We start from the raw sequence: 15,808 nt of genomic DNA, 5'->3' as shown, positions 1-15,808 counted from the left end.
ACCTCCTTCTTTGAACGTTATTAGTGATGTTTTAGGTCTGAAACGGTTTGGATTTTTGCCAATCGCTCGACTTGCCAATGCGCTATAGCCCATTCCAGAATACTGTCGATAGGGGCCAGCCGCAAATCGAGCGGCGGATTTTGTTCGAGTAAGGTTAGCAGCAGAAACAAGGTTGGTCCGGCTAGTGCGGTATTTACCGCTTCGGCGCGGGTTTGTTTGCTGAGCTTATTGCCGTCTCGGTCGACAATCAGCGGTATATGCATATAACTTGGCGACGGATGACTCAATAGACTTTGCAAATACAATTGCTTAGGCGTCGAATCCAGCAAGTCGTATCCGCGTACCACATGGGTAATGCCTTGCCGATAATCGTCGACGACTACCGCCATTTGGTAGGCAAAGATGCCGTCCTTCCGCTTGACGATGAAATCGCCATGTTGCGTCGCCAGGTTTTCACTGATTTCACCTTGCAAGGCATCGACAAAAGCGACTGGCGCATCGGCCGTTTTGACGCGTAAGGCGTGCGGACTATTGGTCGCAGGATGTTTATCGCGGCAGTAGCCCGGATAGATCAGCGGCGCATTGGCCAGCAAACGACGGCTGCAAGTGCACGGATAAAGCTGCTGCTCATTTTGTAATACCGCGACGGCTTTTTCATATTCGTCAAGATGCCGGCTTTGGTAATCTACCTCGCCGTCCCAATGCAGCCCGAATCTTTGCAAGCAATCTAAGATTTTGTCAGTTGCCCCAGGCATATTGCGCGGTGTATCGAGATCGTCGATACGCAGCAACCAAAGCCCTTGATGATGACGGGCATCCAAATAACTGGCCAGCGCCGTGTATAGGGAGCCGAGATGAAGCGGGCCGGTAGGCGAAGGCGCGAACCGGCCGATATACGGAGTCGAGTGGGGCAGAGTTAACCCAATTGTTTTTCCCTGATTTCATCGAGTGTTTTGCAATCGATGCACAGGGTCGCGGTCGGGCGCGCTTCCAGACGACGGATGCCGATCTCGATGCCGCAAGTTTCGCAAAAACCGTAGTTGCCGGACTCGATTTCCTTTAAGGACTCGTCGATTTTTTTAATCAATTTGCGTTCGCGATCGCGAGTACGCAGTTCCAGACTGAACTCCGATTCCTGCGTAGCCCGATCGTTGGGATCCGGAAAGTTGGCCGCTTCGTCCTGCATGTGGTGGACGGTACGATCCACTTCCATCATTAACTCGGATTTCCATTTGTTTAAAATGGCGGAAAAATGGCTCAACTGCGCCTCGTTCATGTACTCTTCGCCTTCTTTTTCTTCATAAGGCTTAAAAGTAAATTCCGATGCGGCAGGGTTAGAATTGTTCATCCAATGACTCCTGACGGTCTGTAAAAAAATCGGGGCTTTTTAACAGAATAGCAGGGGGCAAGCAAGAAGTTTGTTATGATGCGGACGCTTAAGACTAACGGAATTTTGGCATGAAACAACACGTCGCCGAGCGGATGCGCGGCATCAGCTCATTTTATGTGATGGAATTATTACAACGCGCAAAGCAACTTGAGCAGCAAGGTCGCGACATCATTCACATGGAAATCGGCGAGCCGGATTTTGCCACCCCGCAAGCAGTATTGGAGGCCGGTCAGGCTTTTATGCAGGGCGGCGAAGTGAAATATACCGCTGCAGCCGGATTGCCGGAATTGCGGCGCAGCATTGCCGATTATTACCAAACGCAATACGGCGTTAAGCTGGACCCGAAACGGGTATTTATCACGCCCGGCGCTTCAGGCGCGTTTTTGCTGGCGTTTGGCATCAGCCTGAATCCGGGCGAGCAAATCTTGATGGCCGATCCCTGCTATCCGTGCAACGATAACTTCGTACAGCTGTTCGACGGCATAACCCGTTTTATCGATGTCGAGGCAGACAGTGCGTACCAATTGAATGCCGAGCTGATTCGGCAGCACTGGCAGCCGGCTAGTAAAGGCGTATTGATCGCATCGCCCTCCAATCCCACTGGCACGGTGATCGGCAATGATGGGTTGCGCGATGCGGTTCGGCAGACGCAAGCGCTGGGGGGCTGTTTTTACTCCGATGAGATTTATCACGGCTTGGTTTACGGCGAGTCGGTGAGCAGCGCGCTGGAATACAGCGACGATGTATTCGTGATCAACAGTTTTTCGAAATTTTTTGGCATGACCGGTTGGCGCATCGGTTGGCTAGTGGTGCCGGAAGATTTTATCGATGCGGTCGAAAAATTGGCGCAAAACATTTTTATTTCTACGCCGACCCATTCCCAATATGCCGCGCTGGCGTCGTTCAGCCCGGAAAACATGGCCGAGTTGCGTAGACGCCGCGACGAGTTTGAAAAACGCCGGGATTTTTTATACGAGAACCTGTTGAAGTTGGGTTTTAAAATTGCCTGCAAACCGCAGGGCGCGTTTTATATTTACGCCGACTGTAGTGCTTTTACTCAGGACAGTTTCGAGTTTGCTAAACAATTGCTGGAACAAGAAGGGGTGGCGGTAACGCCGGGTAAGGACTTTGGCCGGTATCGTGCCAACCAACATATTCGATTTGCATATACCGCCTCAATCGATAGAATGGCCGCCGCGCTAAAAAGACTGGAAAGATTTATATGCCAATAAGCCAATATACACCGCAACAATTACAGCAACACATACAGGACGCTCCGTCAGTGTTTTTGCTGGACGTCAGAGAGCCTCATGAATTTGCTTATGCGCAAATCGCCGGCAGTGTATTAATTCCGTTGCAACAACTGCCGTCGCGCATCGGCGAAGTGCCTGCCGATCAAGATGTGGTGGTGATTTGTCACCACGGCATGCGCAGCCAGCAGGCCTGCCATTTTTTGCAACATTCCGGGTTTCAACGGTTGTTCAATCTGAAAGGCGGCATCGATGCTTGGTCCGCGCTGTGCGATTCTTCCGTTCCACGCTATTAATAAAAATAAATAAATCTATGTTTTTAAAAGAGTTTTATGATCTTCAAGGTGGCGGCATCGCTATTAGCGCCGCACAGGCCAGCATGTTTGCCAAGGAAGTGGCGCACGATTTCAATCCCTTGCACGACGAAGACGCCAAACGCTTTTGCGTGCCCGGCGATCTGTTGTTTTCCTTGGTACTGGATAAATATGGGCTGAGCCGGAACATGCATTTCATCTTTTCCGGGATGGTTGGGCACGGCGTGTTGTTGAATTTCCCGGATAGCGACGCCGAACGGATCGATGTGACCGATAACCAAGGCAAAACCTATCTGCAAATTGAGCGCTCTGGTGAGGTGATTCGCGATCCGGCTCTGATCGAGGCCTTGATTCGCGATTACGTGGCGTTTTCCGGGCAAAACTTTCCCTATGTATTGGTGCCCTTATTGGCCAAGGAACAAGTGATGTTCAACATCGACCGGCCGCTGGTGATATACGAAAGCATGACCTTGAGTCTGAATCGGATGGATTTTCACGAGCCGCGCTTGGAAATGCTGGAACCGAAAATGGAAGTGAACGGCAAACGCGCGACCGCTTATCTCTATTTTCAAATCAAATGCGGCGAGGAAGTGGTTGGTTCCGGATTTAAAAAATTGGCTGTGAGCGGCCTGCGCGAATACGAGGCTGAGCCGATGCAAGCCTTCGTCGACGAGTATTTGGCCAGAAAACATGGTTATTTGGGCGATTTAGCGCTCGCGGCAGCGAGCTGAGCAGTGAGTGTCAACCGCCCAAGCAAAAAGACGAGTTTTCCATCCGATGTTTGCTTGGGTTGAATGCGGCGCTAGTTAGATCAAAATATCGAAAGGTTCTACCGTCACGCTCTCTCCGGGCGAGACGCCTGCACAATCGGCGTCCAAAACAATAAAACAGTTGGCGATGCTGGCGACCTTGAGTTGGTGCGAGTCTTGTTGGCCGGCCAGTTTGACCACCAACTCGCCGTCGGCGGATTGGCTGAGGATGCCGCGCTGATATTCTTGGCGCCCCGGCGACTTTCTAAGCGGGCTGTCGCAACGAGCTTGCAATTGCAAGGCATCGGCATGTGGGCAACCGGCCAACTGGGCAAGCCCCGGTTTGACGAATTTGTGGTAGGTCACTAATACCGCTACCGGGTTACCGGGTAGGCCGAAAAACCAACAATCGTTAATTTTGCCGAAGGCCAACGGTTTACCCGGTTTGATGGCTAGCTTCCAAAAATTGACCTGTCCGCATTTTTCCAGAGTCTCGCCGACAAAATCCGCATCGCCCACCGAAGCGCCGCCGCTGGATAGCAGTACGTCGTGCTGCCGGGAGGCTGTTAATAAGATTTGCTCCAGTTGCTGTCGGTCGTCACCGACAAGGCCCAGGTCGTTGACGATGTGATTCGAATCGCTTAGTAACGCGGCTAGCAGATAACGGTTGCTGTCGTAGATTTGGCCGTAAGCTAACGGTTCTCCAATCGCAGTCAATTCGTCGCCGGTTGAAAAAAAACCGATTTTTATCTTTCTTTTCACGCTGATTTTTGCGATACCGGCCGCCGCTAGCAGGCTGAGATCGCAAGCGTTGAGTTTTTTGGGGGCGGCGACCAATATCTGATGGCGTTCGACATCACTACCGGCGGCGCGAATGTTTTTGTATGGCGGGCAGTCTTTTGGGAACGTGACCATATCGCCGTTAACGATAACTTGTTCTTGAGCGATGACGCTGTCGGCGAAGTCGGGGACGACGGCGCCGGTAAATATGCGCACGCATTGGCCGGACGCAACCGGTTGCAGATAAGGTTGACCGGCCCAGGCAGTGCCGACCACTTGCAGATCAAAGGCTTGTAGCGTGTTTATGTCGGCCGAGGCAAATGCGTAGCCATCCATGGCCGCGTTGCGTTGCGGTGGTATGTCGATAGGTGATTGGACGTTTTGTGCCAGTATCCGGCCCAGCGCTTGCGGCAAGTCGATTATTTCCGGTTCGGCGATTGGGGCTATGGCCTGGCGAATTTCGGTCAAGGCTTGCTCGACGCTTAACAAAGCGGTTTTCTTGGGATAACAGATATCAGTCACGAGATGGCTGCTCAAAAATGTATGAAGGATGAAGTCGGCGATGGCATGCGGATTGTTTAAATCCAGGCAAGGCAAAGCGGCGGGTGTCGACAGCGCTTGATCGCTGGCTATGGCAATAATCGCATGGTCGTCCGGATAGAGTAAGGGTTTGCCCAAGCTGGGTCTATGCAGTTCTATCTTTGGGAATATTTCATGTCTGAAGCCTTCCACCAATATCAAATCCAGCTCGTCATACGGAAATGCGGCGAGTTGGTCTGCTAGATTGATTTCCCGGTCCGCAGGCAATTCGCTGATCAGCGCGCACCGGTAGGGCGAGACCAGCATTACCGGTGAGGCGCCGGCCTTGCGTAAACGGTAACTGTCTTTGCTCGGTTGGTCTATTTCAAAATCGTGATGACTGTGTTTGATGATGCCGATTCTCAGACCTTGATCTTTAAGTATGGGGATAAGTTTAGTCAGTAGGCTGGTTTTGCCAGTGCCGCTGGGGGCGGCAAAGCCCAGAACGGGAGGGCGGCGATCAGACATTGGGTGGCTCAGCGGTTATCGAACGAAGAGCCGTTATTCTAAGGTATTATGGTTTGCAATTGTTAGAGTGCTCGGAGATAGAGTGATACGCATAGGCATACTATTGGTTGTGATATTGGCGATTTTGGCCGTGCGGTGGTTTTTGAAAACGCCGCGGGAGACATCGGGCAAACAACTTAAACAAATAGTCTGGATTGCGGCAGCACTATTTCTGGCGATTTTGTTGCTCACCGGTAAATTGAGTGCGCTAATCGCATTGCTGGGTGTGTTGTTGGCGTTCATCGTGCGCTCCATGCCGATAATATTGAATTATGGGCCGCAGTTACATCGTATTTGGTTGAAATTTAATGCCTCAAAACAACAGGAGCAAGGCAAATCGAGCGGCGCGGTTCGAACCGCCGGGATGACAAAAGCCCAGGCGTTGGAAGTTTTGGGGCTTAAAGCGGGCGCATCGGACGAAGAGATTATCCAAGCCCACCGTAAACTGATTTCGCGAGTTCATCCCGATCGGGGTGGTTCCGATTATTTGGCTGCGCAAATTAATCAGGCTAAAAAAGTCTTACTAAAGCGTTGAATCGGTGTTTCTCTAAGTAATAGTTGCTGAGTTTTGGTTTTGTCAGCGTGCGTTCTGTTTTTTGGCTTGCGTAAATAATTGTGATGAACGCCGCTATCTTGTTTGATAATTTTGCGTAAGAGTGTGGTCTTCTTTTTAATCGGCTTTTTTTGACGTTGTTTGGGAGCGGCAAAAGAATGCGGATAATATCAAAAAAGAGATATGTGCCACAAAAAAACCAGTAAATTCAATTTATAAGATGAATCTTTTAAAGTTATACTGGCACTCGCCGTTAAGGCCAATATGGATTCGAAATGCGTGCTTTAAGGGGATAAAAAAGCGGAGACTTGGTGCCGGATGACTCAGTATTGTCGGTGATTTTGCGCAATTGCCGGCGTGATGTAGCGTTGGATTTCAATCTTATCCGTATTGAGATTAACAATGGAAGATCGGTGATCGGGCTGGATACTTACCAAAAACAACTGAATCAGTAAGCCAAATACCTGGGAGATTAATCATGATGGAAGAAGCGATAGGTGTAATAAAAGACATGGATATTCCAGATTTCATTTCTTTTGAAGATGTGGACGAAGAAGTGGTTGAAATCGATCCGCAAGAAACGTTTAAACTCACAGACATTGAAAGTAGTGAATCACAGAATGAAAGTGCTTTCGACGCCACTCGTGCTTATCTGAACGAACTCAGTAAATCGCAGTTATTAACGGCTGATGAAGAAAAAATTTACGGCAAGCGCACTCAACAAGGCGATCCTAAAGCCCGCAAAATCATGATCGAAAGTAATTTGCGCTTGGTGGTCAAAATATCAAGGCGTTACCTCAATCGTGGTTTACCGTTGCTTGATTTGATTGAAGAAGGCAACTTAGGGCTGATCAGAGCCGTCGAGAAATTCGATCCGGACCGTGGTTTTAGATTTTCAACCTATGCAACCTGGTGGATCAGACAAACCATAGAAAGAGCAATCATGAATCAGACGCGGACCATACGCTTGCCGATTCATATCGTTAAGGAAATGAATATATACCTCAAAGCCCAAAGAAATTTGGCGCAGCAACTCGATCACGAGCCTACGGTCGACGAGATTGCCAAGCATCTCGACAAACCGGTCAAGACAGTCAGTAAAATGCTGAAACTCAACGAACGGGTCACTTCGGTAGATGTTTCATTCGGTAAGGACTTCGATAAACCGTTACTCGATACTATTTCGGAAGAAGAAAGTCGTAATCCCGCCGAAATTCTGCAAGATGACATTATTCAAAATAATGTCACATACTGGGTGTATCAACTCGCTGAAAAACAACGTGAAGTGATTTGCCGCCGATACGGATTATGCGGATTTGAAAATGCGACGCTCGAGCAGGTGGCGCTTGAGTTGGGTGTTACTCGCGAACGAGTCAGACAAATTCAAATGGACGGATTGAAACGACTAAAAGAAATTCTGGAAAGTAGCGGTTATTCGTTCGAATCTATTTTTAGCTGATTACGGCTTGGCATCCGAACCTGATTTGACACTTTGTGTAAGATCAGGTTCGGATGCCGGTGCACTGTCCCAGCTTTTCGACTTCAGACTTCAGGGTTGTTGATACAGCGGTAAAGCCGCTATCCGGCTGTCAATTTGCTCAATCAATTGTCGGTAAGCAGGGCTATCGATCTTATCAAATTTCAATTTAAACGCTTGTTCGTCCATCTGTTCCGGCAAATCCTGCGGATTAGGGATGATAGAACCGTAGTCTTTGGTGGCCGACATTATTCTCTGTAGTTCTCTGGCTTTTGGGTTGGAGGCAATCGCTAGTTGGCCAAAACGGCTACCGGCGCGGTCTGCCATCAAGTCTATAAAGCTGAAGCCACTACCTGTTTGCGCATCACCTAATTCCTTATCGATGCCGATTTGTTCGCCTAGTAGCGAGGAATCGACGGTTGCTAATAGCGCCGACGCGATAAAGTGTTGAGGGATGTCGACGCGTTTATACGCGAATACCGGGTATTCCTTGCTGTAAACCAGGCCTAATGGCAAATAGCGGCGTAAATCATGTTTATAAATATAACTGCCGACGGCAATGATAATGGCGCGGTTCTCTTGAATCGCATTCTTTTCAGTGGTGTTCTGATAGGCCGAGCGAAACAGCGGTTGTAATAAATCAATCAGCGATAAGCGCCAGCTAGGGTCGTGTTGGCTGACGATTTCATTGATCTGTTGCTGGTAAAGATGCAGATTGGGATATTCGCGATGTTTGCGAATCGCCAATTGTTTCGCGGCGTCAACGATGGAACCCAGATAGCTGATTTCCAGGGCTTGTGGGCTGATACGTACGTTTTTGACGTATTGGCTCAAGACCCGCCAATATTGATTGAGTGGTGTGTGATGGACGATGGCTGGAATCAAGACATTGGCGGCTGGGTCCGGGATCGAAATTTCGCCGACTTTGAATGATTTGATCCGGATCGTATCGCCAGCCTGGCGGAGGCTAAAACTGAAATCCAGATATCTGCCCCAAAGGCTTTTCGGTACGAATATCGCAATTTGGAATGCAACCCTATCGTCTATAAATTGAATCTGAGTGGTGTTTTCGGCGAAGTGGTTGAGTAGGTAGCTGACCGCGATATTCAGATCTTTTTGATCCAAATTGACCGTTTTGATTTGATTGCGTTCTTCCGGCGAAACATGCAGCAATTGCTTGGCACGTTGGATGTCGTCGCGATTCAGGCCCTGGTGGATACGTAATAACGGTGAATCGTCGATCGCAAAAAATAGCAGCACTACTAATAAAGCCGCCGCTGAAAGCAGCAGGTATAGTAGCGGTCTTAGCATTGATCGAAGATTAAATTGAAGTGGGCATTTTTTAGATAATGCATTTCTTGTTTGAGATCGGCATGCGTCAAAGGCGCTTGTTCCAGCCAATGTTCCGGGAAATCAATTTTTATATCGTTCTGGTCAATGGTAATTTTAAAGTCGGAACGCTGGTCGTGGCGATTGCGATGCAACAGAGTGGCCAGTCGAAACACGACCGCCATGAGTGGAGCACGTTGCCGCCAAGGCGACGGTAAGTCTTCGAAACGGTCCAGGTTGAGCTTTTTGCGATGGCTGCGTACCAATTTCGAAAGCAGTAGCTGATCTTGTTTGGAGAATCCGGCCAGATCGCCGTTTTCGATGATATATGCGCTGTGTTTGTGATATTGGCTGTGCGCAATTTCGAAACCGATTTCGTGCAATTCCGCCGCCCATTCCAGAAACTGTAAACTGGCGGGATTATCATGAAAGCAGGAATGACTGTCCAACTGTCGGACGATGTAACGTAAGGTCTCCTTGAGCTGTTGGCTATGGCCTTTGTCGGTGTGGTAACGCTCGGCAATGATCTGACTGGTCTGCGAGCGGATGTCGTCGTCGTAAATTCTGCCTAATAAATCCTGAATCAAGCCTTCGCGTAGCGCGCCGTCGGAAACTGTCATTTGTTGGATATTCAGGGTTTTGAATGTGGCATAAATAATCGCTACCGCGCCGATGAACACCGGCCGTCTCTCGATGCTCAAGGCCGGAAAGCTGATTTCATCAATCCGATTTAGCTTTAGTAAGTGTCCGACTAATTGTTCCAGGCCTTCGTTGGTAATCCCATTATTACTCCAGCCCATCGTTTGCAGGACATTGCTGATGGCTTTTAGGCTGCCGGAGGCGCCGATAGCTTCGTCCCAGTTTTTGGAATTAAAGGTGTTCTGAAAAGGTTCCAGATGCTGTTCGGCGAACAGCATCGCTTTGCGGAAGGCCTTTTTGTTAAGTTCGCCGTTCTTGAAAAAATTCTGACTGACGGTCACGCAGCCCATGTTCAAGCTTTCTTTGGTGTGGGCAATATCGTCTCGGCCGATAATGTATTCCGTGCTGCTGCCGCCGATGTCCATCACGAAGCGGTTATTGGCGTTGCTGCCCAGGCTGTGGGCGACACCTTGGTAAATCAACCTGGCTTCTTCGATACCTGAAACGATGTGGATCGGATGGCCCAAAGCCTTCTCTGCCTTATTAATGAATTGCTGAGAATTTTTGGCTACACGTAAGGTATTGGTGCCGACTATCGCCACGCTATTGGGAGGGAAGTCGCGGATGCGTTGGCCGAAGCGTTGCAGACAAGCTAGCGCTCTTTCTTGGGTGCTCTGATCGATGTTTCTATGCTGATCGAGTCCGGCGGCCAGTCGAACCATCTCTTTCAAGCGATCTAAAGTTTGCAACTTGCCGTTTTGCAGGCTGCAAATGATCATATGAAAACTGTTGGAGCCAAGATCCACGGCAGCAACGCTGGTCGGTATTTGATGTGGCAAGAGTCTATTCCTGTTCAGGCTGCTGAGAAATTGCGAATTCTGATAGAATTTCGAAGCTTAACTGGCGCTGTTTTATCGAATGACGCCAGCCCTTATTGCTTGGCATTATAACTTAGAGCATGACGGCTTTATCCATCCAAAACCTAAAAAAAACCTATAACAATGGCTTTGAAGCCTTAAAAGGCGTTGATCTTGACGTCCAGCGCGGCGACTTTTTTGCCTTGTTAGGTCCTAATGGGGCAGGTAAATCGACGCTGATCGGCATCATCAGTTCGCTGGTCAACAAGACTAGCGGTTCGGTTAGTATCTTCGGACATGATTTGAATAAAGACAATGTCGCCGCAAAAACCTGTATTGGTGTGGTGCCGCAGGAAGTCAACTTTAACCAATTCGAAACCAGTTTGAGTGTGGTGTTGAATCAAGCCGGTTACTACGGTATCCCGCGTAAACAAGCCTTGCAGCGCAGCGAACAGTGTTTGCGGCAAATGGAGCTTTGGGACAAGCGTGACCTTGTTTCCCGGCGCTTGTCCGGTGGCATGAAGCGGCGCTTGATGATCGCGCGGGCCATGGTGCATTCGCCGCGCTTGCTGATACTCGACGAGCCCACCGCCGGTGTCGATATCGAGATTCGTCGCTCGATGTGGAAGATGATGCAAGAGGTTAACCAGCAGGGTACCACCATTATCCTGACCACCCATTATCTGGAAGAAGCCGAAAGCCTGTGCCGGAATATCGCCATCATCAACAATGGCCAGATTATCGAAAAATCGGCGATGAGCAGTTTATTGAGTCGCCTGCATACCGATCATTTCGTGCTGGATATCGCCCAACCGCTGACCGCTACGCCTGTGATTGATGGCTACGGTATCAATCGTGGTACCGATAACACATTGGAGGTGGCGGTGCCGAAAAGTTTAGGCCTTAATCGTTTGTTTCAGGAATTGTCCGCACAGCATATCGAGGTGTCGAGCCTGAGGAATAAATCCAACCGCCTAGAACAATTATTCATGGATTTGGTGCAATGAATTACTCGGTCGCATTTTTCACGATACTGCTCAAAGAAATCCGCCGTTTTACCCGAATTTGGCCGCAAACCTTATTGCCGCCGGCTATTACCACTGCGCTGTATTTTCTGATCTTCGGCAAGTTGATCGGCGATCGTATCGGCTTGGTGCATGGCGTCCGTTACATGGATTACATCGTGCCGGGCATTATCCTGATGTCGGTGATCAGCCATTCTTATTCCAATGTGGTGTCGTCCTTTTATTCCACTAAATTCCAGCGCCATATCGAGGAATTGCTGGTGGCGCCAGTGCCGAATTATGTGATTCTGGCCGGCTATGTTTGCGGCGGCATTGCCCGCGGGGTGCTGGTCGGCGTGGTGGTGATGGGTATATCGATGATGTTTACCCATACCACGGTTCTGCATTGGGACATTGCAGCGGCGGTATTTGTGCTGACCGCCACCTTGTTTGCGCTGGCGGGGTTCATTAACGCAGTGTTTGCCGATAGTTTCGACGATATTTCCATCATCCCCAACTTTGTGTTGACGCCGTTGAGCTATCTGGGCGGTGTGTTCTATTCGGTGGCAATGCTGCCGGGCATTTGGCAAAAAATTGCCCAAGCCAATCCGATTCTATACATGATCAACGCCTTTCGTTACGGCTTGATCGGGGTAAGCGATGTCAAAATCGAACTGGCTTTCGCGATGATTACCGGATTTATCGTATTTTTAACCGCACTGAGCCTATTGCTATTGCATAAAGGTATAGGCATCAAAAACTGAAGTCTTAATCCATGGGTAGCAGCAAGTTTCTTAAGGCTGTGGAGTTTTTGATCGCGATAAAACGGTTTTGGACGATGATCAAGTTTTCGTCCTGAAATTTCTTCAATAAGCGGCTGACGGTTTCCAGTGCCAAACCCAGATGATTGCCGATTTCCTGACGAGTGAGCGATAGCTTGAATTCCGAGGAAGAAAATCCGCGCCGTTTCAGGCGTTCGGACAAGCTGATCAAAAAATAAGCCAAACGTTCTTCCGCCGGTCTTTTGCTCAACACCAGCTGATTTTTGTCCTCTATCATTTTTTCGCCGGTATGACGGAACAGCTCTCGCGTCAAGCTAGGCATGTTTTTGAACAATTCTTCCATATTGTCGGCGGGCAGGATGCAAAAGCTCATGGTCTCCAAGGCAATCGCCGCGCAGCCGTGTTTTTCGGCCGACAAGCCGTCAAATCCTAGCAATTCACCTGGCAGTAGAATATTCAGGATGTGTTCGTTGCCATGACTGTCGTTAGCCACCAGTTTGGCGCTGCCGGATTTTATCGCCAGGATGCCGCGAAAATTGTCGCCTTCGCGATAGATGAAATCGCCGCGTTGCAGGGTTTTGCGGGCCCTGACGACTTGGCTGATATTATTGATCTCGGCTTGGGACAAGCCGCGAGGCAGACAGATATTGTCCAGACTACAATTGACGCAATTGACTTGGTTTTTGATCGACACGTTGGGTTGGGTTTCCGGTAAAGAGTGTTGATGTTGCAAAAGGGATCGCCTGTGCTTTAGTCCTGTTGGTGATAGCCGATAATCCGCTCAACTTCGGATTTCGAGCCTAAAATCAGCGGGACTCGCTGATGAATACTGCTAGGCTTCAGGTCCAAAATCCTATCCCGACCCGTTGAACATAGGCCGCCGGCTTGTTCGATAATAAACGCCATCGGATTGGCTTCGTACATCAGTCGTAACTTACCGGGTTTGGATGGATCGCGTAAATCGTGCGGATACAGGAATACGCCACCGCGGTTCAAGATTCGATAGACTTCCGCCACCAGCGAGGCGACCCAGCGCATATTGAAATTCTTGCCGCGCGGACCGTCTTCACCGGCCACGCATTCATCGATATAACGTTTGACCGGCGCTTCCCAGAAACGTTGGTTGGACATATTGATGGCAAATTCGCTGCTTTCCTCGGGAATTTTCATATTGCAATGGGTGAGGATGAATTCGCCGACGTCTTGATCCAGCGTGAAGGCGTTAACGCCATTGCCTGTAGTCAACACCAGCATCGTCGATGGGCCGTATAACACGAAACCGGCACAGACTTGTTCGGTGCCCTTGCGCAGAAAATCCTCGGTTTCGGGTTCGACGCCTTCGCGGCAACGCAGAATCGAGAAAATGGTACCTACGGTCAGGTTAATATCGATATTGGATGAGCCGTCCAGCGGGTCGAACAACACCAGATATTTACCTTTCGGATACTGATTCGGGATTTTGATCGGGTCGTTGATTTCTTCCGAAGCCATGCCGCCCAGCGAACCGCTCCAATCCAGGGCTTTGACCATGATGTCGTTGGTGATGATGTCCAACTTTTTCTGCACTTCGCCTTGCACATTTTCCGATTCCGCACTGCCCAACACTCCGATCAAGGCGCCGCAGTTGACGCGGTGAGAGATTTGTTTGCACGCCGTCACGATATTATTCAGCAGCAACGTAAAGGTGCCGGACGCATCCGGCAAACCGCGCTGCTGTTCGATAATGAACTGGGTTAGGGTGACTTGGTGGGTCATGCGTTAAATCTCCGTTGGGTAAGCGGGTGGTGTGATGACGGGGTCTTGCTAGGCAAGGCAGCGGTCATCAATTGTCTGGGTAAAAGCCGGGGTTGCCAGCTCATTTGTGTATGGGGTTCCCATGCGCCGTAGTCTGATCAAGCACAGTTTCAGACTTTTTCACTTAACAGGTTGGTTGGCATGGTTTGCAGGTTGGGTTGCGCAGGTTTACCTTGTTGAGCATCCATAAATCCGGGCTTTAATCCTTTTTCTTCGAATTGCTGTCTCAGATAATCGAGACGGGCATTAATTTTATCAACAGTGCTGGTGGACTCACTCCAGAAACGGGTATTTACGCTACCGTCATAGCAGGAGATTTTGCAGTGTATTGTATCAAGTTCGGGCGGGGTAATGGTAATGCTCACTACCCAGTTTTTTTGTCCGCCCTGTTGATCGGCTTGTTTGTCTTGTTCGATCAGCAGTTGCACCGTTTCCGGCGTGGCATTATTGAAGAACGGCAATTCCAGCAGCCAGACCTGTTTTGGCGAGTCGTCTCTGGGTAATGAATTGAGTTGATCCAGAGTAATCCGGGCTAGACTGCCTTGGGCTTTTTGCAAGATTTCCTTCAACAGCTCATTGCCGCCCGACTGGGCCGACGTCGCCATTTCCAGACCCAACTGGGCAATAAATTTGCTTAAAGTCAGCTTGAAATCCTGTTGCAAAGCCAGTGTGGGTGGGTTCGATTGTGCAGTGTCCAGTAAACCGCGCTCCATGAATAAACCCGATTGAGCGATGAGTTGCTTTAACGATGCCGGCTCAAACAGCCTGGCCTTATCGGGAATGGCCAGCAAAATTTTGAGTGCCAGTTGCTTAAGTGTTTCCCCGACATTTTGAGCGTCGATTAGCGTGGATATCGCTTGGTTGAGTTGATGCAGTAGCAGGGCGGGCGGACTTTGTTGTGGCAGCAATTGTTTATAGGCTGCCACGATGTGTTCTTCAATGGCGACTGCCGAAAGCGAAGCTTTAAAAATCGGGTTGGCGCCGGTGTTCGAGACCTGCAAATCAATACGGCTGCCAACAGTCAATGCCGCTTTATCGCCGGTTTGCGTCCAAAGCAATTGTTTGTTATCCAAGACCAATGGCTGAGGATTAGTGCTGGAACCCGTCGTGTTTTCCGCGAAGTTACCGCTAGGCAACGATATAAGTTGTACGGTAAGCGTATGTTTGCCTATATCCACTATCTGGACTTGAAGCTGCTGACCGCTGCTTAAGGTGTTAATCAGGCTGCTAGGAGACGTGGTTGAGGACGACGTGGGGGGCGACAATAATTTCAATATCGCCGGTTCGGCGCCTTGAGCGGTTAACGAACCGCTGGTTGACGGCGGCTCCAGAATTTTTAGTTCCAGCGTCGGCAACAGTTTTGCCACTTGCAATTGCAGAGTTTGACCGGGTTGTAAGGGTAGTGCTTGTTGGTTTTGCAGCGTCAGCGTTTTGCCGGCTATGCTGACCGACAAAGTGTTCAGCGTGGCCTGATGCGTAATAATCTTAGCGTCCAATATTTGGTTCAGCTTCAATTCCGGAGCAGTGCCGCCGACTTTATCGATCGCCAACTGCAGCTTCGCATCTAAGGGCAACTTGATATCCATGAATTTTCACCTTGGCACTGATCGCGTCGAGCGGTCACGGAGCGGGGGAGTAGTTTGAGATGCCGCGGCACGAAAACCAGTAAGGCTATCATTTTCGTCGCCTCTGTTCGTATAGCAGGGCATCCTGAATTTTGTCCAAACCAGGAATAGTTTAACGGCTCAGCCGTGTTATTGACATCGCATGGTAAACCGGTTCAGAGCGGCTTTCCAGTCTCGCA

Annotated in this window: 16 protein-coding genes; 8 read left to right on the top strand and 8 right to left on the bottom strand. The window is 49.6% G+C overall.

Annotated elements, in window-relative coordinates:
* Window positions 1-20 precede the first annotated feature (20 nt).
* Together gluQRS and dksA are read right to left on the bottom strand one after the other, a co-directional pair.
* Window positions 21-893, bottom strand: a complete 873-nt coding sequence (gluQRS, locus tag QZJ86_RS13805) for a tRNA glutamyl-Q(34) synthetase GluQRS (RefSeq protein ID WP_320415856.1) — start codon at window positions 891-893, stop codon at window positions 21-23.
* Window positions 894-916: 23 nt separating this feature from the next.
* A complete protein-coding gene (dksA, locus tag QZJ86_RS13800) occupies window positions 917-1,348 on the bottom strand; it encodes an RNA polymerase-binding protein DksA (protein ID WP_301671002.1) in 432 nt (143 codons plus the stop codon).
* 110 nt (window positions 1,349-1,458) lie between these two features.
* Here dksA and QZJ86_RS13795 point away from each other — a divergent pair, with 110 nt between their 5' ends.
* Genes QZJ86_RS13795 through QZJ86_RS13785 form a run of 3 tightly spaced genes read left to right on the top strand, consistent with a single transcriptional unit; the run spans window position 1,459 to window position 3,685 of the window.
* Window positions 1,459-2,622: a pyridoxal phosphate-dependent aminotransferase gene (locus tag QZJ86_RS13795; protein ID WP_301671001.1), complete on the top strand. Its 1,164-nt coding sequence runs from the start codon at window positions 1,459-1,461 to the stop codon at window positions 2,620-2,622.
* Window positions 2,613-2,936 carry a rhodanese-like domain-containing protein gene (locus QZJ86_RS13790; protein WP_301671000.1) on the top strand — a complete coding sequence of 108 codons (324 nt, stop codon included), beginning with the start codon at window positions 2,613-2,615 and terminating at the stop codon, window positions 2,934-2,936. The genes QZJ86_RS13795 and QZJ86_RS13790 overlap by 10 nt, the downstream gene beginning before the upstream one ends.
* A gap of 17 nt (window positions 2,937-2,953) precedes the next feature.
* The gene (locus QZJ86_RS13785) at window positions 2,954-3,685 is read left to right on the top strand and encodes a DUF3581 domain-containing protein (RefSeq protein WP_301670999.1); all 732 of its coding nucleotides are present in this window, start codon (window positions 2,954-2,956) and stop codon (window positions 3,683-3,685) included.
* A 75-nt stretch (window positions 3,686-3,760) separates the two neighbouring features.
* Here QZJ86_RS13785 and QZJ86_RS13780 read toward each other — a convergent pair whose 3' ends face one another.
* Window positions 3,761-5,530, bottom strand: coding sequence for a bifunctional molybdopterin-guanine dinucleotide biosynthesis adaptor protein MobB/molybdopterin molybdotransferase MoeA (locus QZJ86_RS13780; protein WP_301670998.1), 1,770 nt, complete (start codon window positions 5,528-5,530; stop codon window positions 3,761-3,763).
* 82 nt (window positions 5,531-5,612) lie between these two features.
* On the opposite strand from QZJ86_RS13780, the gene QZJ86_RS13775 reads away from it, so the two are divergent.
* From QZJ86_RS13775 to rpoS, 3 genes are all read left to right on the top strand, one after another.
* The gene (locus QZJ86_RS13775) at window positions 5,613-6,104 is read left to right on the top strand and encodes a DnaJ domain-containing protein (protein ID WP_301670997.1); all 492 of its coding nucleotides are present in this window, start codon (window positions 5,613-5,615) and stop codon (window positions 6,102-6,104) included.
* A 329-nt stretch (window positions 6,105-6,433) separates the two neighbouring features.
* A complete protein-coding gene (locus QZJ86_RS13770; RefSeq protein ID WP_301670996.1) occupies window positions 6,434-6,577 on the top strand; it encodes a hypothetical protein in 144 nt (47 codons plus the stop codon).
* Between the two features lie 23 nt (window positions 6,578-6,600).
* Entirely contained in the window at window positions 6,601-7,581 is a 981-nt protein-coding gene (rpoS, locus tag QZJ86_RS13765) for an RNA polymerase sigma factor RpoS (RefSeq protein WP_301670995.1), read from the top strand.
* Window positions 7,582-7,671: 90 nt separating this feature from the next.
* Here the strand turns inward: rpoS and QZJ86_RS13760 are convergent, their stop codons facing one another.
* Together QZJ86_RS13760 and ppx are read right to left on the bottom strand one after the other, a co-directional pair.
* A complete protein-coding gene (locus QZJ86_RS13760; RefSeq protein WP_301670994.1) occupies window positions 7,672-8,910 on the bottom strand; it encodes a hypothetical protein in 1,239 nt (412 codons plus the stop codon).
* Window positions 8,904-10,406, bottom strand: a complete 1,503-nt coding sequence (gene ppx / locus QZJ86_RS13755; protein ID WP_301670993.1) for an exopolyphosphatase — start codon at window positions 10,404-10,406, stop codon at window positions 8,904-8,906. Before ppx ends, QZJ86_RS13760 begins: the two co-directional genes overlap by 7 nt.
* A 119-nt stretch (window positions 10,407-10,525) precedes the next feature.
* On the opposite strand from ppx, the gene QZJ86_RS13750 reads away from it, so the two are divergent.
* Window positions 10,526-11,431 (top strand): ABC transporter ATP-binding protein, encoded by a 906-nt coding sequence (locus tag QZJ86_RS13750; RefSeq protein WP_301670992.1) that lies wholly within the window; start codon window positions 10,526-10,528, stop codon window positions 11,429-11,431.
* The gene (locus tag QZJ86_RS13745) at window positions 11,428-12,192 is read left to right on the top strand and encodes an ABC transporter permease (RefSeq protein WP_301670991.1); all 765 of its coding nucleotides are present in this window, start codon (window positions 11,428-11,430) and stop codon (window positions 12,190-12,192) included. The genes QZJ86_RS13750 and QZJ86_RS13745 overlap by 4 nt, the downstream gene beginning before the upstream one ends.
* A gap of 4 nt (window positions 12,193-12,196) precedes the next feature.
* Here the strand turns inward: QZJ86_RS13745 and QZJ86_RS13740 are convergent, their stop codons facing one another.
* The 3 genes from QZJ86_RS13740 to fliK form a co-directional block, all read right to left on the bottom strand.
* Window positions 12,197-12,943, bottom strand: coding sequence for a helix-turn-helix domain-containing protein (locus QZJ86_RS13740; protein WP_301670990.1), 747 nt, complete (start codon window positions 12,941-12,943; stop codon window positions 12,197-12,199).
* A gap of 17 nt (window positions 12,944-12,960) precedes the next feature.
* On the bottom strand, window positions 12,961-13,965 hold the full coding sequence (locus tag QZJ86_RS13735; protein WP_301670989.1) for a class 1 fructose-bisphosphatase: 1,005 nt from the start codon (window positions 13,963-13,965) through the stop codon (window positions 12,961-12,963).
* Between the two features lie 149 nt (window positions 13,966-14,114).
* The gene (fliK, locus tag QZJ86_RS13730) at window positions 14,115-15,590 is read right to left on the bottom strand and encodes a flagellar hook-length control protein FliK (protein WP_301670988.1); all 1,476 of its coding nucleotides are present in this window, start codon (window positions 15,588-15,590) and stop codon (window positions 14,115-14,117) included.
* Window positions 15,591-15,808: the final 218 nt, after the last annotated feature.

Source organism: Methylomonas montana, assembly GCF_030490285.1.
Classification (GTDB): domain Bacteria; phylum Pseudomonadota; class Gammaproteobacteria; order Methylococcales; family Methylomonadaceae; genus Methylomonas; species Methylomonas montana.
The sequence above is the reverse complement of the archived record's forward strand: the minus strand, read 5'-3'. Positions and strand labels throughout refer to the sequence as shown.

Bases quoted from the DNA above. Each gene is read 5' to 3' on its own strand.
- QZJ86_RS13785 (WP_301670999.1), top strand. From the start codon at position 2,954: ATGTTTTTAAAAGAGTTTTATGATCTTCAAGGTGGCGGCATCGCTATT.
- rpoS (WP_301670995.1), top strand. From the start codon at position 6,601: ATGATGGAAGAAGCGATAGGTGTAATAAAAGACATGGATATTCCAGAT.
- QZJ86_RS13795 (WP_301671001.1), top strand. From the start codon at position 1,459: ATGAAACAACACGTCGCCGAGCGGATGCGCGGCATCAGCTCATTTTAT.
- QZJ86_RS13780 (WP_301670998.1), bottom strand. From the start codon at position 5,530: ATGTCTGATCGCCGCCCTCCCGTTCTGGGCTTTGCCGCCCCCAGCGGC.
- QZJ86_RS13760 (WP_301670994.1), bottom strand. From the start codon at position 8,910: ATGCTAAGACCGCTACTATACCTGCTGCTTTCAGCGGCGGCTTTATTA.
- QZJ86_RS13745 (WP_301670991.1), top strand. From the start codon at position 11,428: ATGAATTACTCGGTCGCATTTTTCACGATACTGCTCAAAGAAATCCGC.
- QZJ86_RS13750 (WP_301670992.1), top strand. From the start codon at position 10,526: ATGACGGCTTTATCCATCCAAAACCTAAAAAAAACCTATAACAATGGC.
- QZJ86_RS13790 (WP_301671000.1), top strand. From the start codon at position 2,613: ATGCCAATAAGCCAATATACACCGCAACAATTACAGCAACACATACAG.
- QZJ86_RS13735 (WP_301670989.1), bottom strand. From the start codon at position 13,965: ATGACCCACCAAGTCACCCTAACCCAGTTCATTATCGAACAGCAGCGC.
- fliK (WP_301670988.1), bottom strand. From the start codon at position 15,590: ATGGATATCAAGTTGCCCTTAGATGCGAAGCTGCAGTTGGCGATCGAT.
- dksA (WP_301671002.1), bottom strand. From the start codon at position 1,348: ATGAACAATTCTAACCCTGCCGCATCGGAATTTACTTTTAAGCCTTAT.